Source organism: Okeania sp. SIO1H4, from assembly GCF_010672695.1.
Classification (GTDB): domain Bacteria; phylum Cyanobacteriota; class Cyanobacteriia; order Cyanobacteriales; family Microcoleaceae; genus Okeania; species Okeania hirsuta.
In genome coordinates, this window is record NZ_JAAHGB010000014.1 from 1 (window position 1) to 21,645 (window position 21,645).

At 38.2% G+C, this 21,645-nt stretch carries 11 protein-coding genes; 5 read left to right on the forward strand and 6 right to left on the reverse strand.

What is annotated here, in order from left to right:
- The first annotated feature begins 430 nt into the window (after positions 1-430).
- The 3 genes from F6K06_RS13055 (at position 431) to F6K06_RS13065 (ending at position 7,585) form a co-directional block, all read left to right on the forward strand.
- A complete protein-coding gene (locus F6K06_RS13055; protein WP_287241574.1) occupies positions 431-2,449 on the forward strand; it encodes a DNA-directed RNA polymerase subunit gamma in 2,019 nt (672 codons plus the stop codon).
- A 760-nt stretch (positions 2,450-3,209) separates the two neighbouring features.
- Positions 3,210-7,442 carry a DNA-directed RNA polymerase subunit beta' gene (locus tag F6K06_RS13060; RefSeq protein WP_124155330.1) on the forward strand — a complete coding sequence of 1,411 codons (4,233 nt, stop codon included), beginning with the start codon at positions 3,210-3,212 and terminating at the stop codon, positions 7,440-7,442.
- A gap of 17 nt (positions 7,443-7,459) precedes the next feature.
- On the forward strand, positions 7,460-7,585 hold the full coding sequence (locus F6K06_RS13065) for a hypothetical protein (protein ID WP_287308963.1): 126 nt from the start codon (positions 7,460-7,462) through the stop codon (positions 7,583-7,585).
- A gap of 645 nt (positions 7,586-8,230) precedes the next feature.
- Here the strand turns inward: F6K06_RS13065 and F6K06_RS13070 are convergent.
- Positions 8,231-9,268, reverse strand: a complete 1,038-nt coding sequence (locus tag F6K06_RS13070; protein WP_124144734.1) for a hypothetical protein — start codon at positions 9,266-9,268, stop codon at positions 8,231-8,233.
- Between the two features lie 738 nt (positions 9,269-10,006).
- Positions 10,007-12,970, reverse strand: coding sequence for an insulinase family protein (locus tag F6K06_RS13075; protein WP_124155331.1), 2,964 nt, complete (start codon positions 12,968-12,970; stop codon positions 10,007-10,009).
- Between the two features lie 816 nt (positions 12,971-13,786).
- Here F6K06_RS13075 and F6K06_RS13080 point away from each other — a divergent pair.
- The gene (locus F6K06_RS13080) at positions 13,787-14,509 is read left to right on the forward strand and encodes a hypothetical protein (protein WP_287308965.1); all 723 of its coding nucleotides are present in this window, start codon (positions 13,787-13,789) and stop codon (positions 14,507-14,509) included.
- A gap of 494 nt (positions 14,510-15,003) precedes the next feature.
- Here the strand turns inward: F6K06_RS13080 and F6K06_RS13085 are convergent, their stop codons facing one another.
- Positions 15,004-15,600 carry a molybdenum cofactor guanylyltransferase gene (locus F6K06_RS13085; RefSeq protein ID WP_124146941.1) on the reverse strand — a complete coding sequence of 199 codons (597 nt, stop codon included), beginning with the start codon at positions 15,598-15,600 and terminating at the stop codon, positions 15,004-15,006.
- Positions 15,601-15,653: 53 nt separating this feature from the next.
- Here F6K06_RS13085 and F6K06_RS13090 point away from each other — a divergent pair, with 53 nt between their 5' ends.
- A complete protein-coding gene (locus tag F6K06_RS13090) occupies positions 15,654-15,812 on the forward strand; it encodes a hypothetical protein (protein WP_287241567.1) in 159 nt (52 codons plus the stop codon).
- Between the two features lie 308 nt (positions 15,813-16,120).
- On the opposite strand, the gene cobA is transcribed toward F6K06_RS13090, so the two are convergent.
- The 3 genes from cobA to feoB form a co-directional block, all read right to left on the reverse strand.
- Entirely contained in the window at positions 16,121-16,891 is a 771-nt protein-coding gene (cobA, locus tag F6K06_RS13095) for a uroporphyrinogen-III C-methyltransferase (protein ID WP_124155633.1), read from the reverse strand.
- A 625-nt stretch (positions 16,892-17,516) separates the two neighbouring features.
- Positions 17,517-18,437: a FeoA family protein gene (locus F6K06_RS13100; RefSeq protein ID WP_287241564.1), complete on the reverse strand. Its 921-nt coding sequence runs from the start codon at positions 18,435-18,437 to the stop codon at positions 17,517-17,519.
- A 1,368-nt stretch (positions 18,438-19,805) separates the two neighbouring features.
- Positions 19,806-21,644, reverse strand: a complete 1,839-nt coding sequence (gene feoB / locus F6K06_RS13105) for a ferrous iron transport protein B (protein WP_287241562.1) — start codon at positions 21,642-21,644, stop codon at positions 19,806-19,808.
- Between the last annotated feature and the right edge of the window lies 1 nt (position 21,645).

Here is a 21,645-nt window from a genome sequence, read left to right on the forward strand (position 1 = left end):
TTAAATGCTGATGTGAATGGAGCATTTAATATAATTAGAAAAGTAATTCCCGATGTTTTTGGGGAATAAAGGGTTTGCCGTTTAACCCTGTAGTGCTTGAACCACTACGAATGACTATACTTTCAGACTTTTTAGTAAGTTTAGTTGAGCGGTTTGGAGTGTGACTCAAAAAAACCGAATATTAATCATTACTAATACCAATTCACTTAAAAAATATCACAAATAGTTGGTAACTGATGAAGTAAAATAATAACCTGAAATTACTGTATAGTTGAGGTTTTAAGTTCCATTAATATCACTTCTGACTTCTGATTTTTGACTTGGTGACTTTAGTGAAACGGTATAACAATTCCTCAGTTCCCTAATCCAAAATCATTCGCTGAATGTGCAATGCCTGTTAATTTTGTAGTCTTAACTCTTTATTGTAAAAATGCCAAAACTTGAACAAAGATTTGATTATGTCAAAATTGGTCTAGCTTCTCCAGAAAGAATTCGTCTCTGGGGAGAAAGAACTTTACCAAATGGTACAGTCGTCGGAGAAGTTACTAAGCCAGAAACTATTAATTACCGGACTCTCAAACCAGAGATGGATGGATTGTTTTGCGAACGCATCTTTGGCCCGGCGAAAGATTGGGAATGTCATTGTGGAAAGTATAAGCGAGTCCGACATAGAGGTATTGTTTGTGAAAGATGTGGAGTAGAAGTAACTGAGTCACGGGTGCGCCGTCACCGTATGGGATATATAAAATTAGCAGCACCAGTTACTCATGTTTGGTATCTCAAGGGTATTCCGAGTTATATGGCAATTTTGTTAGATATGCCATTGCGAGATGTAGAACAAATTGTTTACTTCAATGCTTATGTGGTACTAGACCCAGGAAATCACGAAAGTTTAAGTTATAAGCAACTGTTAACAGAGGATGTTTGGCTAGAAATTGAAGATCAAATTTATAGCGAAGATTCAACAATAGTTGGGGTGGAAGTTGGCATTGGTGCTGAAGCTTTACAAGTCTTATTACAAAATCTTGCTCTAGAGGAGGAAGCAGAAAAACTAAGGGAAGAAATTGCTAATTCTAAGGGGCAAAAACGCGCCAAATTAATCAAACGTTTGCGAGTAATTGATAATTTTGTCGCTACGGGTTCAAGACCAGAATGGATGGTTTTAGATGCAATTCCAGTCATTCCACCGGATTTACGTCCAATGGTACAGTTGGATGGTGGTCGTTTTGCAACTAGCGATTTGAATGATTTATATCGACGGGTTATTAATCGAAATAATCGTTTGGCAAGACTGCAAGAAATCTTGGCACCAGAGATTATTATTCGTAATGAAAAACGAATGTTGCAAGAGGCAGTTGATGCTTTGATTGATAATGGTCGTCGTGGTCGTACTGTGGTAGGTGCAAATAACAGACCTCTGAAATCTTTGAGTGATATTATCGAAGGAAAACAAGGTCGTTTCCGGCAAAACTTGTTGGGTAAACGGGTTGATTATTCAGGGCGATCGGTAATTGTTGTCGGACCGAAATTGGCAATTAATCAGTGTGGTTTACCACGAGAAATGGCAATAGAATTGTTTCAACCATTTGTAATTCATCGGTTGATTCGTCAGGGATTAGTTAATAATATTAAAGCTGCCAAAAAACTGATTCAAAGGGGAGACCCGAATGTTTGGGATGTGCTGGAGGAAGTCATAGAAGGTCATCCAGTGATGTTGAACCGGGCACCAACTTTACACAGATTAGGTATTCAAGCTTTTGAACCTATTTTAGTAGATGGTCGTGCAATTCAGTTACATCCTTTAGTTTGTCCGGCATTTAATGCTGACTTTGATGGTGACCAAATGGCGGTTCATGTGCCACTTTCTCTAGAGTCGCAAGCAGAGGCAAGATTATTGATGTTGTCATCGAATAATATTCTGTCTCCAGCGACTGGTCGTCCAATTATTACGCCTTCTCAAGATATGGTATTAGGTTGTTATTATCTGACGGCAGAAAACCATAGGGAGCAAGGTGGAAAAGAACTATATTTTGCTAACTTTAACGATGTAGTTTTAGCTTATGAACAGTCTAAGTTAGGGTTACATACTTATGTGTATTTGAGGTTGCCTAGTGATGTTACGGTCGAAACAGATAAACCAGAAGAAATGCCTCCCGATATCCAACAGATATCAGAAGAAGTGGCGGTTAAAAGTTATTGGATGCCATTGGATAGCAAAATATTACCTGATACTTTGGGAGAGTTGAAGTCAGAGAAAACTCTAGAAAATGGAGAGGTAGTGAAGCGTTATCACTTGTATCGGGTTCATTATACTCCACAGGGAAAAATTAAACAGGTTCATATTAAATCTCGCCAGGTGCGGGAAATAAATGGAGAAGCAGCGACACAGTTTGTGGTGACAACACCTGGTCGTATAATTCTCAATCAAACAATTCAAAGTGTTTTGTAAGGAGTCAGGAGTCAGTCCTCAGGAGTCAGGAGGGAAGAAAGAAAAAGAAACCCCGAGTAGAAGGAGAAAGTCTTTTGCTTGCCTTCTTATCCGGAAAGATATCGTACCTCAAATCAGTAACGCCATAGTTGGCAACTGATGATGTGAAAGAATAAGCTGAAATTAGTGTATAACCATTACTTTAAGTCTATAAACTTTCACTTTTGACTTCTGAGTTTTGACTTGTGACTTCCGTGAAACGGTATTAGTTGCTCCACTCAGGGAAACCTGAAAGACCGCACTAACTCACCACGTCAGCGACAGAGGTGGAAAGTGCCACAAACCAGGTCGCAAATTAGCAAACTGAGCTGACACCGCTGTTGATCGCTAACAGAAGGAAAAGGTAAGGAAGCAGAAAACAAAACTACTTACTCTTTTCTATTTCCTTGAAGAACAGTTTTTGATCTACAGCACTTTTGAGGAAGCGTGAGGTACAGTTTTCATTAATGGATAATGGATAATTGATAATTGATAATTACCTCGGGTTTTAACCGTTATTGATTGAATATAAGGAAATATCCTAGCACTTTTTTTCCCCTTAAAAGGAGAGGGTTTAAACCAGAATTATTTAATTATTAATTATTAATTATTCGGTAAAACTATTCTGATATTTCCTGTTCCCTGTTCCCTGTTCCCTAGAACAATAAAACTTTGTACCTCATCAACTCGAAAACTGCTGTAAATAAAATTAGTAAACTAATAAACAAAGGTAGAGAATAACATGATTTTTCGGAATAGAGTTGTTAATAAAGGTCAACTGAAAAAGCTAATTTCTTGGTCTTTTAATAATTATGGTACAGCCAGAACTGCACACATGGCAGATAAACTGAAAGATTTAGGATTTCGTTATGCCACAAAAGCAGGAGTTTCTATTAGTGTTGATGACTTACGAATACCTGCTTCTAAACGACAACTTTTAGATGCAGCAGAGGAAGAAATTCGTGATACAACTGACCGCTATACTAAAGGAAAAATTACTGAAGTAGAACGGTTTCAAAAAGTAATTGATACCTGGAATGTTACCAGTGAAAATCTTAAGGATGAGGTAGTCCGTAACTTTAAGGCAACAGACCCTCTGAATTCAGTTTATATGATGGCATTTTCTGGAGCGCGGGGTAATATTTCTCAGGTGCGTCAGTTAGTGGGAATGCGTGGTCTGATGGCAGATCCACAAGGGGAAATTATTGACTTGCCAATTAAGACTAATTTCCGGGAAGGTTTAACTGTAACAGAATATATTATCTCTTCCTATGGTGCGCGCAAAGGTTTGGTTGATACAGCATTGAGGACTGCGGACTCCGGTTATTTGACTCGTCGTTTAGTTGATGTTTCTCAGGATGTAATAGTTCGGGAAGCAGACTGTGGCACAAAGCGGGGAGTAACGGTGACAAGCATGAAAGATGGTGAACGCGTGTTAATTCCCGTACAAGACAGGTTATTGGGTAGAGTTGCAGGAGAAGATGTTAAACATCCAGAAACAGGAGAAATTATTAGTAGTGGTGGTATTCAAGCAGTAAGAAATCAAGTATTTACAGAAGACTTAGCTAAAGCAATAGGTAAAGCAGGTGTAGAAAAAGTATTTGTGCGATCGCCGTTGACTTGTGAATCACCTCGTTCTGTCTGTCAACAGTGCTATGGGTGGAGTTTAGCTCATGGTCATATAGTAGATATGGGAGAAGCTATTGGGATTATTGCTGCTCAGTCTATCGGCGAACCAGGTACTCAATTAACAATGCGGACATTCCATACTGGTGGTGTATTTACAGGGGAAGTAGCACGTCAGTTCACATCTCCTTTTGCAGGTATTGTCAAGTATCCATCAACTGTGCGTACCAGGTCATTCCGGACTCGTCATGGGGATGAAGCAATGATTGCAGAAAATAATTTTGACCTGACAATAGTAGGAACTAATGGCGGTCAAGAAAGTATATTCATTGCTCAAGGTTCTATTTTGATGGTGCAAAATAACCAACAAGTGTTAGCAGGAGACATTTTAGCAGAAGTACCAAAGGCAGGTCAGGTCAGAAAAACAACGGAGAAAGTTACAAAAGAAGTAGCCTCAGATTTAGCAGGGGAGGTTCTATTTGCTAAGTTGGTGCAGGAAGAAAAGGTAGATAGACAAGGAACAACAACGCGCATTGCTCAAAGAGGAGGTCTGATATGGATATTATCAGGAGAAGTTTATAATCTGCCACCAGGTGCAGAAGCAGTAATCAAAAATGCTACTACAATTAATGTTAATAGTGTAATTGCTGTGACTAAGTTGGTGACAGAGCATGGCGGTGTGGTACGAATTCCTTCTACGGAAAAAACTCAAAATATGTTGAGTGCAGGAACTCCACAGGCAACAACGGATGAGTCTGAAGGATCAGTGACTACGACTAACGTTCCTACCGAACTGCCAGTGCATACGAAAGCACAAAATAATCTACCTCGTGAGATTGAAGTCATCACTGCAAGTGTGCGACTAGACCAGGCAAAAGTTAGGATGGAAACCATTGCTAACCGAGACCAGTATATCATTGAAGCCCAAAATCATCAACGATTTGCTTTGAAAGTTACTCCTGGCAGTAAGGTTGCCAACCACGAAGTTATTGCTGAACTTTTAGAAGAAAATTATAAAACTACTACAGGTGGCATCATTAAATATGCCGGAGTAGAAGTTCTTAAACGTGGTAAAGCTAAACAAGGCTACGAGGTGACAAAAGGTGGTACACTACTATGGATTCCTGAAGAATGCCACGAAGTCAATAAAGATATATCTTTGCTATTGGTAGAAGATGGTCAATATGTAGAAGCGGGTACAGAAATAGTTAAGGATATTTTCTGTCTGTCTAATGGAGTTGTAGAAGTACACCAAAAAAATGATATTCTCAGGGAAGTGGTAATTAAACCAGGTGAACTACATAGTGGAGATTATGAAACAGATTTAGGGGATTTGACTCTAATCAATGGTCAGATTGCAATGCCAGGAAAGGAAGTGGTGCCAGGATTAATAGTCTCTGAGTTAAAGTATATTGAATATGTAGAAACTCCAGAAAACCCTGGATTATTATTACGACCTGTGACGGAATTTAATGTGCCTGATGACCCTGGTGTTCCTTCTCAAAAATCAATTAATTCTTCCATTGAGTTAAGAGCAGTACAACGCATTCCTTTTAAAGATGGGGAACGAGTTAAATCTGTAGAAGGTGTAGAATTACTGCGAACCCAGTTAGTATTAGAGATTGGAGAAGAAGCTCCTCAATTAGCTGCTGATATTGAGTTATCACCAGATCCAAAGGAAGAGGGAGTAATGCGTTTGCAGTTGGTGATTCTAGAATCTTTAGTAATTCGTCGCGATGTAACGGCAGATACAACTCATGGTAGTACAAGTACTGAACTTTTGGTTAAAGATAGGGATGTAATTGAAGCTGGAGCAGTGGTTGCTCGCACAGAAATTTTATCTAAGGAAGCTGGTGAGGTACGGGGTATTAAAGAAGGTTCGGAAGCTATTCGTCGTATTTTGATCGTCAGAGATGCTGACTTAATTAAAATACCAGTTAATACTTTGCCATCTGTAGCTCAAGGGGATTTATTAGTTGCTGGTACGGAAATTGCTCCTGGAGTATTTATTGAACACTCAGGTCTGGTTTCTAAAATTCAGAAAACAGTTGCAGATAATGGTGAAGAAGGTTATCAAGTTATCTTACGTCAAGGCCGACCTTATCGTGTTTCTGCAGGGGCGATACTGCTGACCATGGATGGAGATTTGGTACAACGAGGAGATAATTTAGTACTGTTGGTATTTGAGCGTGCTAAGACTGGGGATATTATTCAGGGTTTACCTCGAATTGAGGAACTTTTGGAGGCTCGCAAACCAAAAGAGTCTTGTATTTTAGTGAAGTATCCTGGTCAAGCTCAGGTTAAGGTTAATGAGGATAATGTGGAGGTTAGTGTGGTTTCGCCTGACGGAACAATTACAGATTATCCGATCGGTCCTGGGCAGAATGTGATTGCTTCTGATGGACAAAATGTAAATGTGGGTGAATCACTCACAGATGGACCCCGAAACCCCCATGAAATTCTGGAGATTTTCTTCAACTATTACCGCGACCATGAAAGCATTTATGAGGCTTGTTTGAGGAGTTTTGAGGCTTGTCAGCAGTTTTTGGTAGACCAAGTGCAGGCGGTTTATCAATCTCAGGGTATAGATATTTCTGATAAACATATTGAAGTAATTGTGCGTCAGATGACTGCTAAGGTGAGGATTGATGATGGTGGTGATACTACTATGTTGCCTGGAGAGTTGATAGAATTACGACAAGTGGAACAGGTGAATGAGGCTATGTCTATTACTGGTGGAGCAACAGCTCAGTATACGCCAATGTTGTTAGGGATTACAAAAGCATCCTTGAATACAGATAGCTTTATTTCGGCAGCTAGTTTCCAAGAGACTACAAGGGTCTTAACGGAGGCGGCAATTGAAGGTAAGTCTGATTGGTTAAGGGGATTGAAGGAAAATGTGATTATTGGGCGGTTGATTCCAGCAGGTACTGGTTTTAATGCTTATGAAGATGCTCTGAGTGCAGAGATTAGTCGTTTGGAACAAAGTTGGGATGAGGATGTGGATCTGATTGAGGAAGATAATTTACAAAGTGTAGTGTTAGACGATCAAACAGCACGTTCATTAGAATTAGAAAGTGGTCTGAATTTATCACCTGTGAATAATAATTTTGCAGATTCTCAAGGCATATCTCAAGATCAAAATCAATTGATAGACGATCGTATGCCTGATTTTCCTCAGATTTTAAACAATAGTGAGTCAGTTTTAGATGACTCAGATTTTGTCTCCGATAATTTTGAGTCTGATTTTCCTGGCGACCTAGAAGATGACTTAATAGATGATGATGATGATAGTGATGATGATGATGGTTTTGATGATTTTGATGAGAATACGCCAGAATTAATCTAGGGATCGGAAAGTTGGCGTTGCTGAAGCAGGTGTATGATATTAATCCTAATTACTTAGGAGTAAACCCACCCCTAACCCCTCCCAGGAGGGGAGGGGAAGTTAGGAGTCAGGAGGGAAGAAAGAATAACAAACCCCGAGTATAAGGAGAAAGTTTTTTGCTCGCCCTCTTATCCTGAATGATATCATATAGCAATGTGCGCTGGCATATTTACAAATTACAAGAGGTGTCCAATAGCTAAAAGTCTTATATTATTCCAACGGAGATGCTGCGCAAACAGATTTTTATTCTCCCTGTTGCCTGTTGCCTGTTGCCTGTTGCCTGCGCACAGCGCTATACCTCAAATTAGCAACGCCGGAAAGTTAAGTAACCTATTATCAGTATTGCTTCTGGAGAAGCTTTAGGGACGTTGAATCCAACGTCCCATTGTCGTTAATTATATCAAATCCGCTCGGGTTCGGTATAAAAAAATGTTCCATCACAGCGCCATTGCCAAATCTTTCTTGATCTCCCCACACTATGAATCTAATTACACCAATGCTACCGGATTTGATATGACTCCTGAGGAGGTCTTCCTGACTCCTCACCTCATTAGACATCTTCAGAAAAGAGGGAATAGGGAATAGGAAGAAAGAATTGATAATTTCTATACGATAATTGATTTGATTTTTTATTTTTGGAGATGTCTATTCATCGAAATTTTTCAGCAAACCCTAATTAATGTGACTGATATCGGCAATCTCCATCCCATTAATTCTGTTTCCAGAATTGCTGTATCCTGACTTTTTCTTCAATCTCCATCAGAGAGTATTTGTAGGCGAATAATTTGGTCATTGACTTCACTTAGACGGATTTCAATTACATTATTAGATAGTTTGTCTAAACACCCTAACAAGTGTCGTAAATGAGGTGTACTAGCACCAGTATCAACAAATAACCGTTCTGATAAATTACCTACTCGTTTCCAGGTGCTGTAAAGTTTAGCAGTTGTTGCTTCTAGTTGACCAGACTGTTTGACTAGATCGGCGACTACATTCAGACATTCTAATCTCAAAGCTTCTTCTAGAACCATTTCCATGTCTAATGGTGATTCATTCAATGCTTGAACTTTTGCTGCTGCATCAAGATATTTAGAAAGGTTACGAGCATCTGAGGTCAATTGCTTGACGGTATCTAATTCTGGAATTTGGACGATCTCCTCTTGAATTGCGCTCACATGAGATTCTGGTAATTTTTCCATTTCTCGCACTAGGGGAGCTAAATAACGTGGTGGCATGGAACCAGATGTGGCCTTTTCTTTTATTTCGCTGGGAAGTAAATCTGAGCTAATGGCCATCCATTCATCTGCTAGTTGTTTGACTTCTCGCCTGGTGATTCGATCGCCTTTTTTTGCTGCATCTGTCACCATTTCTTGGACTTCTGGAACTGATTTTGCTGTTTCTACAAAGGCCCGTTTACTAAAATTATTAATGGAGTCTGGGTCTAAATGTCCTTCTGCAATTAAAGTATCAGCACTATTGGCCAATTCTATCAGGGCATAAGCTTGACTCTTGCTGATTTCTCTTTCCTTGAGCCAATTTAGAAATCCGCTGCCTCGCCCATCGCCTCCTTTTTTTTCTCGGTCTCTGATGATTCTTAAGATGCGCCCCCGCCAGATTTCTGTCTGGAGGTCGAAGCGATCGCAAACTTTCCATGCTGTGTCTACTACTTTTTCAAAGTCTGAGTCTGGAATATTTTCATCTTCTGGGTCTGGTAGGTCTAAATCTAGCTCTGGAAAGTTATTGAGAGCTTCAGCAAGAGCTTCAGGAAATTGGGGAATTTCGGGCATAACGGGATAGTATTATTGCTCATAGTGCCGAAATATTATTGCATCAATTGACACTCTCACCGTTAAATCAAAAGATTATAATGGGAGATTCTTGCTTCGCAGATTCTTAACTAGGTAACAAATCAAACAAGTTGAGTTGTACCCCCGTCAGACCATCTCCACAAGCTTTTTATTTAACCGTGTGCCCCACGGCCATTAATTACTATAACTGATGCTGGATTAATTTGCAACCCCTCAATATAACTTATAGATCCCAAATGGGTTCTATTTAAAAAATATAGGGAGGTGTGGGAGGTGTGGGAAGTGTGGGAGGTGTGGGAAGCACAAGGTATCGTCTGACCCTAAGCTGCATTACCTACCCTTGTGAAGATGGGGTGCTGGGGGTGTGTAGCGAGTATTTTTCCTTTATTGCTTCTACATAAAGACCAAGGAGTAGCTCAAAATTTTTTACGCACCGCGAAGATACGGTTAGGGGTTCTATACCAGTCGAAGGAAAGGGCGCGGACAGTTCAAAAGCCTAAAACTCAGACAACGTAAGATTTTTCCAACTTCGGTCCTTCCTTCTGCTATAAATACTTGTCTTAGGGCTAAAGCCCAACTACGAGCCTAATTATAACTTTTCTACCGAATATGATATAATTGTCAGCTAATGGCTAACAACTAATAACCTATTCAGCTATTAGCTATTAGCCATTAAGTGATTAACTAATCAACTAATTTTATCTAATCATTCTCAAATCACATAATGTCAGAAATTTCCAACGTGTTTCCTTCCATTTGATCGTTTGCTTCTTCTAATTTGGCGCGAGAAGACATCACACAAATGTTACTGTGTTCCATTCCTGAACTAAACACATCTAACAAAGTTTGCTTCACATCCGCTACCGTAGCATTAAGCGATCGCTGATAACGTTCCTCTCGTACTTCAGTAGTTTGCCCTATCAAATAACGCTCTAAGGCTAAACTTGTTGCCATCTCTGGGCGTAACACTGGAGAATCATCCTGAATGGTAGCAATAATAGCTCGGTCAACATCAGTCTGAGTCCAATCTAAATCCTTGATATAATCTATCAAACCAGTAAACACCTCAAGAGTGCGACTCACATGAGGGTCTCGGTAAGAATACAAAGAAATAACCTTTCCTAACCCACTGTAAGAGCATCCAGCACCGTAAGCATTACCCTTCAAACGAATTTCACTGAATAGATAACCCAAACCTAACAAATGAGCGCCCAATGCTAACAATGGAGATTTTGGATGGCTGAAGTGAGGAGCAGGCATAGTCTGAACGCAATAAGCTACCTGTACTGGGCCTGCCAAACCTTCCCGTAGATTGTAAATAGGATCGAAGCGATTAGCAAAATTCTCTCCTGGTTGTTGCTGTTGCTGCTGACTCCACTCTGATAGGGTGTTCTTCACCACCTCATAACCATTGTCGGAACCAGTGAAACTAGCAGTTAAAGGTTGATTCGCAACATAATCGCGGATAGTTTCGACTTTAGCCATCAAATTTGCCCCATGCTCATCAAAGCGATCGCATACTTTATTCAGCAACTCTAATTGAGGCAAACCGTTAATAACTTGGCTAATTTTAGCTTCTGCTGTCATGCCAGCACTAGCTCGCAACATGGCTGTGTAGATACCATTGTAAACCAAATCAGAACTACATTGAGCCAGAGACTGATTAACAACATCTCGTAGTCTAGCTGTATCGCGAGGGTTGACTGCAAAAATCAAATCTCGCAATAAATCTAATGCTTGCTCTAGTTGTTCGTCAAGGGTTTTCAGAGTAACACGAAATCCATGTATAGGACGATAAGGGTCTTGAGCATGAGTCCGCAACTGAGTTCTAAAATTAATTCCCCCTGTATAAGAAGCAATGCGTCGGGCAATATGTTCGTAATCCATATCCCCAGCACCCAACTTCCGCAAAGCATCTATATAAGTAGGTACATACAACCACAAATCTTCAGGCAACCCCCGCAGACTAAAATCTAGTTGTAAATAGTTTACCCCATTTGCTAACACATGGTTGCGTAATAGTGTCACTCCACCATCAATCTGTTCGACATCAGTAGGAATATCATCTGGTTTTGGCGGTAAGTCGCTTACCTGTAGTTGAGGTAGTTTCGCTACTGCTTCTGGATCGTTGGGAGTTCCTGACTCTACTTCTAGTGCTTCTGCTTCGTTAGCTATATGCTCTAGCTCTTCTGGAGTCAGTTGAGAACGTACCTCTTCCACTTGTGCTGCTATTTCTTGGTCATAAGTAGATTGCCATTCTTGGTCTGGCTTCAATATTAAAGTTAAACGGTGGGGGTTGTTGAGTAACTTTTCGCGGATGAGGTTGTTGAAATAACTAGGGTTTTCAAGATAACGTTGTTTGCATTCAACGAGGCGATCGCCGATCTGCAAAAACGTTAACGGGTCGTTACCATAAATCCAAGTTTGCATCACCCGGAACAACATCCGCAAAGGATACATACTGGCAATTTCTTGATGTTGGTATGCTGCTTGTTGGAAAGCTGCTTCCACAAGATTAGGTTCAAGTTCGGTCTCTGCAAGTTCTGTGAGAGTATTAATAACTAACTGACTGAATGCTTCACCACGGTCTGGTTCGCTACCTTGAATACCGATATGAAAAGTAGTTTCTTTACCTACAGAGTCTACTCCAGACCGTAGTAAGTCTTGACCTATTTGAGACTCAACGATCGCCTTTTTTAATGGTGCCCCTTCATTTCCCAAAAGTATTCGACTGAGAATATCCAAGGCAACCCATTCATCAGAGTTGGTGCTATCTCCCACCAACCATTTGAGCATAATATAAGTTTTCTCTTCTGCCGAGTCTGCTGCACTAATAGGATAAGAATCTTCTTGGAAACGGGGTTCGCTCCATTGAGACTGAGGAGTAATGTTGATGTTGGGTTTCCGTTGTTCAAAAACATCTAACTTTTCAGCCAAAAATTTTAGATATTCTGGAGTGGCAATATTCCCATAGAATACAAAGTAAGCATTGCTAGGATGATAATAGTTGGCGTGAAACTCCCGGAAATCTTCGTAAGTTAGTTCGGGAATATTTTTCGGGTCGCCTCCGTATTCAAGGCCATAAATGTTGTCAGGAAATAGAATCCGGTTGGCAATACTATCTAACCTTTGTTCGGGGTCTGAAAAGACACCACTCATCTCATTATAGACTACTCCAGTAAATTTTAGCTCGCCTTGAGGATTTTCTGGGTCGGCAGGAGCTAGATGGTGGCCTTCCCGTTTGAATGTGTTTTCAGTCAGCAGAGGATGAAATACTGCATCAAAGTATACTTCTGCCAGGTTGAATAAGTCTTGTTTGACTTTGCTGGAGACTGGATAATAAGTACAGTCAGGTCCAGTCATAGCATTGATGAAAGTTGCCGGACTCATTTTTAGCATTTCAAAAAATGGTTCCCGTACAGGATATTTTTCTGAACCTGCTAAAACAGAATGTTCTAGAATGTGGGGTATTCCTGTACTATTTGGCGGAGGAGTAGGAAAACTAATGGAAAACAGATTTTCCGCATCTTCTGAGTAGAGGTGTAGCAATTTGGCACCAGTTTTCAGATGCTCCAGTTGATATGCCACCATCTGCTGTTGCTTGAGGGGGGTAATGGCTTTTACCTCAAAGCCTTCTAATTGTTGTCCAACTTCTAAGGTTCTTTCGCTTAATAGAGGCATAGAAAATGAATTGCTATTTTGTTTACTGTAGTTATTAGTGTAGGCTATTTCTCTAGTTCGGTTTTCTCTCTGGCCAAGGGTGGTTTTCCAGGTATAGCAGTACGTTTTGGTTAGGACAAGAAAAGGCAGTAGGCAGTAGGCAGTAGGCAGTAGAGGAAATGTCCTAACTTATCATTTTCTTTGTGGGTTTAATACCCCACCGTCTACACGGTGTTCAAAATTACTTGGGGTGAGAATCCCCATGTAATTTTCCTCCTGTCTCCTGTCTCCTGTCTCCTGTCTCCTTCTTCAATTGCGTAGTGCTATAAGTCCAAAAATTTATTAAGTAGGGCTTGCTAATTAACTATCAAAGCATTGACATATAAAGGTTGCAGCCTTATTAGGTTGAAAAAAAAGTGCCAGCTTTTCGGTCAAGAAAGCTTAAAAAGTTAACATTTTGTACAGATAAGGGCAGAAAAATTAAGGGATAATTCTTCCAACTACACCCTCTGTAATTCCCATTTCTCCTGACTCAGTCCTCCTGACTCGGTCTTCCTACTCTCACCCATAAGACTTTTTCAGCAAACGCTAATTACAGCAATAGCCAGAGCGGTTAGGACTTATGCTGATGATCAATCTTAGACTAGGCAATGTTTTCCCCACTTTTGCCTCACAGGAGTGCGCTACCAATCTATGTAGCATTTCTGCATCTTAAATAGATAAGGTACAAAAGTTTTTGATTTTAGGGAACAGCGGTGTAACTCTGAGTCGGCGATAATCCATCACAAAGATAGAAAATGAAAACAGGATAGTAGTGGTAATCTGGGAGCAGTTACTATGGGAAATATATGTCATCAGTTGGAAAATTTGGGACGAGCAGATACTACCATAGGAGCAGCAGAAATTTTTCCTACACTCGAAAATGAGTACGAAGAATTTAAGCGATATTTAATTAATTTTAAATCTCGTAATAATATTGATTTGCCAACTGCTGAAGTAACTTCTGTCACTGAAGATATTTCTGCTAATACTTTCAGTAATTCAGTTGAGACTTCTGAAGTAACTTCTGTCACTGAAAATATTTCCGCTGATACTTTCAGTAATTCTATTAATCACTCAGTTGAGACTTCTGAAGTAACTTCTGTCACTGAAAATATTTCCGCTGATACTTTCAGTAATTCTATTAATCATATTCAGCACTCAGTTTTAGATTTAACAGTTTTAGATTCTATTCGCCAATCATCAGGCACAAATGCAAATGATGTTATCGCTAAAATGATTGAGGATTATTTAAAAAATGTCGCTCATTATATGGAACAAATTTTAAATGCAATTGCTATTAATTCAACAAAAAAATTGAAACAGTATACTCAACTTTTGGGTGTTTATAGTTCTAACATTGGAGCAATAAATATTCCTATTTTATGTGATAAATTAGCAAATTTACCTGGTTCTGAATTAATAACTGAGGGAATGGATTTGGTCTTAGAGCTTGATAGTGAATATGAAAAAGTAATAATAGCTTTGAAACAGGAATTATTGAGTTATGTAAATTCTTAAAAATTTTACTGTTTTTCATAGCTTATATCAAATCCGTTTAATTCGGTATAAAAAAATGTTCTATCTTCAACCATTACCAAATATTTCTCGATCTCCCCATCTCCCCATCTCCCTATCTCCCTAACTCCCCTACTCCCCTACTCCCTACTCACCATCTAATTAGGGCTTGCTGATTAAATCTAAAAGTCTTTATAGATAAAGGTAAGTGCCTTTTTAAGTATCAAAAAGTTCGAGTTTTTAAGTGGTAATTGTTCAATTAGGAGCGGATTTTGGTCAAGATTTGGGCAGAAAAATTAAGGGACAAAACTTAGCTCCTACCTCCCGTAAATTCCCATTTATACTGTCTCCTGTCTCCTGTCTCCTACCTCTACTAAAAGACTTCCATAAGCAAACCCTAATTACACCGATGCTACCGGATTTGATATTATCTCCTTCCTTACCTCCTAGTTACCTAAAATCAAAATTATCAAACTCTCTATTTCATCAGGTTAAAACTACTGCAAATCTGAGGGAGTATTACAATTAAATAACATTTTTTCTATATCAGTATCAATAGATAATGGTTGAACTGGTATTCGAGTCAGTAATCTTTGAAAGGAGCGATCGCCTTGGTCAATATATTTTTGTAATTCAACTTTTATCTGTTGCCGATAGAAACCACATAATGGCTCCCACCCTTGAGATTTTTTCGGAACTAAAGCTAAAATTTCAGGGGAAAGTTGGTTTAAGTGAGTTGCCCAAGTTTGAATAATATCTAAGTTCAACAGAGGTAAATCACATCCTAATAGTAAAATCCAATCACTATTAATTTGAGCTAATCCTTGATTAAAAGCAACTAAAGGTCCTTCAGTTCTAATCTCTGTTAACCATTCACATTCTGTAGGTAAAATATGCTGATATTTTTCTGACCAAGGAGTAATAATATAAACTTTTTCTGTAAATTCACTAGCTACTTGATAAACTCTTTTTAGCATAGGTATATTTTGCCAAGGAATTAAGGCTTTATCTTTACCCATACGAGAACTTTTACCACCAGCAAGAATGAGTGCTACTAGATGATTTTTCGGGAGTGAAAGTGAAGATTTATTCATTAGGTATTTGACTTCTTTCGTTAAAATAAATAGGGTTTGCTGAATAAAGTCTTATGGGTGAGGGTAGGAGACAGGAGACAGGAGACAGGAGACAGGAGACAGGAGAAATGGGAATGAGCGAGGAAGTAGGAGTAGGAGTAAGAATTGTAAGAATGATTTTTCTGCCCAACTATGCGCCTAAAATACGCTCCTTTTTGAGCGTGAAGAGCTGAAAACCAGGTACTTTTTTCGACCCAAAAAAGGCTAAAACCTTTATCTGTAAATACTTTTAGATTTAATCAGCAAGCCCTAAATAGAACAGGACTTACGCAGAACCGCTATATCTAGTAGGGGCGAATGGCATTCGCCCTCTACGGATAGCGTATTGTCTAAGAATTTGCGTAAGTCCTGTAGAAATCTTAGGCGTTGGTAAAGCGCGTGTATGATATTAATCTTAATTCTTTTGACTTTAGTCAGAGAGAGGTACTGATAACTGATAACTGATAACTGATAACTGATAACTGATAACTGAAATGACTCCTCACATGATATAATGCTGATAACTACCTAATATTTGATGTAAATTAACTACATCACCAATAACTGCAATAGCTGGTGCTTGAAACCCAGTTGCTTCAATTTGTTCTACAATAGTTTCGAGAGTAGCAATTAATTCTTTTTGCTCGAGACGAGTTCCCCACTGAATTAAAGCAATGGGTTTTTCTGGGGAACATCCGGCGACCATAAGTTCTGCGATAATATTATGTAAGTTATGAACTCCCATATAAATTACGATGGTTTCTGAACCCTGGGCGATCGCTTGCCAGTTTACATTTGCTCGATATTTACCTGTTGCTTCGTGACCTGTGACAAAGGTAACTGAGGAACTATAATTTCTGTGGGTAAGGGGAATACCTGCATAAGCAGGTGCAGAAATACCAGAGGTGACACCGGGAACAACTTCTACAGGTATTCCTGCTTGAATTAAGTCTTCCATCTCTTCTCCACCACGACCAAAAACAAAGGGATCGCCTCCTTTCAAACGTACTACCACTGCATGAGTTTGAGCTTTTTGAATTAGCAGTTGAGTTGTTTGTGTTTGTGGTAGGGAATGGCGACCGCGACGTTTGCCTGCATTGATTTTTTCTGCATTGGGGTTAATCATTGCAAGGATAGGACAGCTGACAAGAGCATCATAGATAACGACGTCTGCTTGTTCTAATAGCACTTTGCCTTTGAGTGTCAGTAGTCCCGGGTCTCCCGGTCCTGCCCCTACTAGATAGACTTTGCCTATACATTTTGACTGATCCATATTTATTATTTTAGATAATTATGCAATATAGTTAAGTAATTCTATCAAAAATCTTGAAAGAGGACTCCCGTTATAATCGCGCTGATTTAACGGTGAGACGGGGCGTATAAATTGCGCGGGGAACCCACGCAGACAGCACCTTATGAATTTCAAAGTAGTAAGTTAATTGAGCGCTTGCAAATTAATCCAGCATGATTAGAGAAAAGTGCACCGCCTGCGCTGAGATTTCCTCAGCGTAAAGACGGAGCAAGAAAGCTTGTGGAGATGATCTGACGGGGGTACAGCTCAATTTATTTGATTTGTTACCAAGCTTACGAATCTGGGAGACAAGAATCTCCCGTTATAATTTTTGATTTAACGGTGAGAGCGTCAATAAGTTATTAAGCTGTTATTAGAACTACTGTTTCTAATCATACAAATAGTCTAATTTTATGTCCATATTCGATTTTTGGTGTTGCTGAACGGTAATAATTTTTAGATTAAGTATCAATGCAAAACATAAGTTTTTCAATTTTACCTTCAGCTACTTACCATTACATTTGAGCAACGCCAAAATACCTTCTCTTTTCCTACAAAAAGTTGTGAGACATGAAACGTTCAGCGAAACTACAGTAGGGAAGTTAAATTACTGTGATTGTACCTCTAAAATACCATTATCATAAAATAAAACTGTAAACTCAGCCCACTCTGTTTTGAGTAATTCTTTTTGAGTAGTAGCGTCAGAATTAACTAGACTGGGTATAGATGTTTTTTCCAGATTATCTGTTGCTATTTGATTAAACGGTTCGTAAGCAGCGATCGCCCCATTTTTATCTACTTTAACTAGGTATATTGAAGTTATATTTATCGGGGTTTTCCAGGTTTTATCAATAGTATTGTATAGTTTTTGTTTTAATTCTAATAACTCTGTTTTGTTGGTAATCTTTTTAGCTATTGGCTCTATATTTTGGGGTGGAGAATTAGTTGTTGCTTTTACATGGTTGTTGGTATTTTGATTATTTTTTTTCCCAGCCTTCTCTGGAAATTCAGATTTCTTATTTACTGTCTCAATACTTCCGACCATTGTTGGTTGAACTTGACTTTTATCTACTGTCTCTAATCTTTGATTTTTTGTCTTTGTTGAACTTGAGTTGTAAACAACATTAGTTACAACTTTGGCTTCATTTTGTTGATAAATATCTCTAGTAATCAGGATGCGATAAAACCCAGAAATAACAACTAGAATAATAGTAGTTAATGAAACTAATGATGCTGTTTTAACTTGTTCGGTTAATTCTGTTGTACTGTCAGGGTTCATATCTTTAGCTGAAATATCTGTTTTCACAATTATCATTTCGGCTTCCTCAGGTTGGATATTTATTTCTTGGCTTGAACCAACTCTAATATGCAACGGACTAGAAAATTTGGCTTCCCGCAAGACTTGCACTGGTTTATTAGAAACTACTCCCTTTTCTTTTAGTCTCTGAACAATTCTTCTTGTATCGTCACTGCTGATAATTCGATCGACTATTGCTATTTGCCCTGTTTTTAAATCCGATAAATTCATTATCATTACTTTTTATTAATTGATTGTTATTATCTTCTCCAAGATCTTAATACTATATTATATCTAAAATATAATTTCAAGCTTTAATACTAAATGTAACATAGAACTACAAAAAACAAAATTTGCCCCTTGCGAATCAACAAGGGATTTACATTCTACTTAGAGAGAAAGATTTAATTGTTGATACCAATTTACTTAAATAAAGTTTTCAATTCATACAATCTTAGTTTGTAAGCATTTCCTGCGGAATGCGGAGTTAACAACTAGCTCGTTGGTCAGCTCTCAGGTATGACGGCAATAACTGCTAAGATTAGGAATTGAGCTTTTTATCTATTTTATTTATACTTTTAATTCTCCCTCAATACTATCAATACTAATTCCACTTCTGGCTGACAATAAATTAATCGCGCTATGACTAATATCAAATCCGGGGGAATTGGACATAAAAAAATTCTCTAATCGTCATAAATACGCTCATCTTTGTGATTCTCTCTCCTCCTGTACGTCGCCAATCTGATGGTTCCCCTAGCTGACTCTTAAAGACTTAACCAATCTATAACTGTTTAAGCGGATTTGATATAATAGCTGACGGCTGAATGCTTATAGCAGTCGAAGCAAAGGTTAGGACATTTATAAATGCCCAAACTCAGTCAGGGATTACTTTTGAGTTTTGAGTTTTAAATTGTGCGTAGTGCTATACCTTAGTCTCAACTTTTAACTTTTGAATACATGACTTTTGAATTCCGTTGACTCCTAAAAAATAGCCTAGCTATTTGTAATACCAATTTCATAAAATATTGCAAAGCGTGAGGACACACTTAACTGGGAACACCGGAGCTGGGAACAGAGAAAGAAAAACATAAATATTAAAGAGGAAAAAAGGTGGAAATTTTAGAATTTATGGAATTTATAATTTTTTCTTTTAAGAAGAAATCACAAATTAAGATGTAACTGCCTTTGCGTGAATTTGGTATAACAAACATTTATCAATTTGGTATTAGGTATTATACAAAAGCAAAAGTAGGAGTAGGTTTTTAACTTACTCCCACAACTTACAGCAGATTCGGTGATTAATTTGGTACAGCTTAAGAGTGAATATTTTTTGCCTGTTCCCCACTCCCTAATCCCTATTCCCTAAAAATAAATATATGTACTGCACAAAGTAGGAAACTGCTGTATATAGCATTTACCAAAAAGTGTAAGATAGAGCTATAGCAATCCTATTTCAATAGTAATATTTTTGTGGTAGTTAGGAGTCAGGAGGACCGAGTCAGAATTTTCAAGGTTTTTCCTCAATCTTAACTATTATAAAAATCTCACAAATCATTTAGGATTGCTATATAAACTAATTTTCACCTAACATTTATTTCAGAAGCCTAAAGCCAAAGCTCCTTGATAGAAAATAAAACTAGAAACCCAAGCTAAAACTAATGGAAATACTAAAGAAAGTAAAGAAAATTTCCATGATTTTGCTTCTTTAACTATAGTTGCTAAAGTAGATAAACATGGGGTATAAAGCAAACAAAAAATACAGAAACTGTATCCTTGAATAAAAGTAACTGTCTCAGCAATATTACTACTAACATTCTGTTCGCTCATACTGTAAATAACAGCTAAAGAACCAATTACTATTTCTTTAGCAATAAAGCCAAAAAATAGGGATAATGTTAAATAAGGATTAATCCCAATTGGGTCCATGATTGGACTCATAAATTGACCAATTTTACCGCCAATTGTATCTAATCCTGTTGCACCTGGTGGTAAACTTGTAAGTACCCAAACTGCAATACAACCAACAGTAATAAAGCCTGATGCTCTGACTAAAAATTCTCTGACTTCTCCCCAACTTCTCAGTAAAACTTGTTTTAATGTAGGTAAACGATAAGGAGGTAGTTCTAGAATGAAAGGTTCTTCATTTTTATATACCCCTTGAAATAATGCTGCGGTGATAATAGCTACTAAAAAACTGAGGATATATAGAGAGAATAAAACTATCGCTCCATTACCATTAGGAAATACTGCAGCAATAATAAATACAAATACTTGCAGTCGTGCCGAACATAAACCAAAAGGAATGATTAACATGGTTAATAGTCGCAAAGCAGGCGATCGCATTACCCTAGTTCCCATTAATGCTGGTACATTACAACCAAACCCCATTATATGAAGTACAAAACTACGTCCATCTAAACCTAATTTTGCCATAAAGGCATCTATTAAATAGGCAGAACGTGATAGATAACCACTATCTTCTAGCACTGCCATAATAATAAAAAATACGATAATTAATGGCACAAAAGAAGCAACAGTAGTTACCCCTGCCCAAACTCCATTAATAAGAAAGTCTTGAACTATCTCTGGAAAAAGTTGAGCTAGAGGTTCAACAATTGATGACTGTACCCATTCAACAACTATTTCGAGCAGGTCTATTGAGGGAAGTCCGATGTTCCAAACTGCCCAAAAAACTAGAAACATTCCGAGGAAAAATAAGGGTAAACCCCACACAGGATGAAGGAGTATTTTGTCAACTTGAGCTGTGAAGTTTTGTGCCATTTGGGAAGGCATAAGTACAGCACCATTTAAGACTGTATCTATATCACTCAGAGAAATATCTTCCTGTGCTTCTATCCAAGATGTGAGATTATTTAATTTGACGGAATTTTCTACATTTTTTAACTCTTCAGAAATTGCCATATATGCATTCATATAGCCTTTGCCATATTTAGCACTAATTAGAAACACTGGCATTTCTAATCGTTTTGATAATTCTTCTGTATCTATTTTAATTCCATATTGTTTTGCTTCATCTGACATATTCAGCATCAAAACTGCTGGTAAACCCAAGGCTTTTATCTGTAATGGCAGTCTAATTTGACGGTCAATTTGTGCAGCATTAATAATAACTAATACTAAGTCAATGGCATAATTTTCTAAGAATGTTTGAACAACTTTTTCGTCTTCGGAAAAACCGTTAAAGTTATAAATTCCTGGTAGATCTACAAATTCAGTAGTTTCACCATTTATTTTGACGTTAGCTTGCAAAAGATCGACTGTTACTCCAGGCCAGTTTCCCACATGAGCAGAAACTCCAGTAATCCGATTAAAAAATGTTGATTTTCCAGTATTTGGCATCCCAATTAAAGCAACTCTTTTTGTTGCTTTAGATTTTGAGATTGTTGTTGTAGTTGTAGCGGTATGACAAGTCATT

Excerpts from the sequence above, each read along its gene's own strand:
- F6K06_RS13055 (WP_287241574.1), top strand. The coding sequence starts at position 431 with ATGCCAAAACTTGAACAAAGATTTGATTATGTCAAAATTGGTCTAGCT.
- F6K06_RS13060 (WP_124155330.1), top strand. The coding sequence starts at position 3,210 with ATGATTTTTCGGAATAGAGTTGTTAATAAAGGTCAACTGAAAAAGCTA.
- F6K06_RS13070 (WP_124144734.1), bottom strand. The coding sequence starts at position 9,268 with ATGCCCGAAATTCCCCAATTTCCTGAAGCTCTTGCTGAAGCTCTCAAT.
- F6K06_RS13075 (WP_124155331.1), bottom strand. The coding sequence starts at position 12,970 with ATGCCTCTATTAAGCGAAAGAACCTTAGAAGTTGGACAACAATTAGAA.
- F6K06_RS13080 (WP_287308965.1), top strand. The coding sequence starts at position 13,787 with ATGGGAAATATATGTCATCAGTTGGAAAATTTGGGACGAGCAGATACT.
- F6K06_RS13085 (WP_124146941.1), bottom strand. The coding sequence starts at position 15,600 with ATGAATAAATCTTCACTTTCACTCCCGAAAAATCATCTAGTAGCACTC.
- F6K06_RS13090 (WP_287241567.1), top strand. The coding sequence starts at position 15,654 with ATGGGTGAGGGTAGGAGACAGGAGACAGGAGACAGGAGACAGGAGACA.
- cobA (WP_124155633.1), bottom strand. The coding sequence starts at position 16,891 with ATGGATCAGTCAAAATGTATAGGCAAAGTCTATCTAGTAGGGGCAGGA.
- F6K06_RS13100 (WP_287241564.1), bottom strand. The coding sequence starts at position 18,437 with ATGAATTTATCGGATTTAAAAACAGGGCAAATAGCAATAGTCGATCGA.
- feoB (WP_287241562.1), bottom strand. The coding sequence starts at position 21,644 with ATGACTTGTCATACCGCTACAACTACAACAACAATCTCAAAATCTAAA.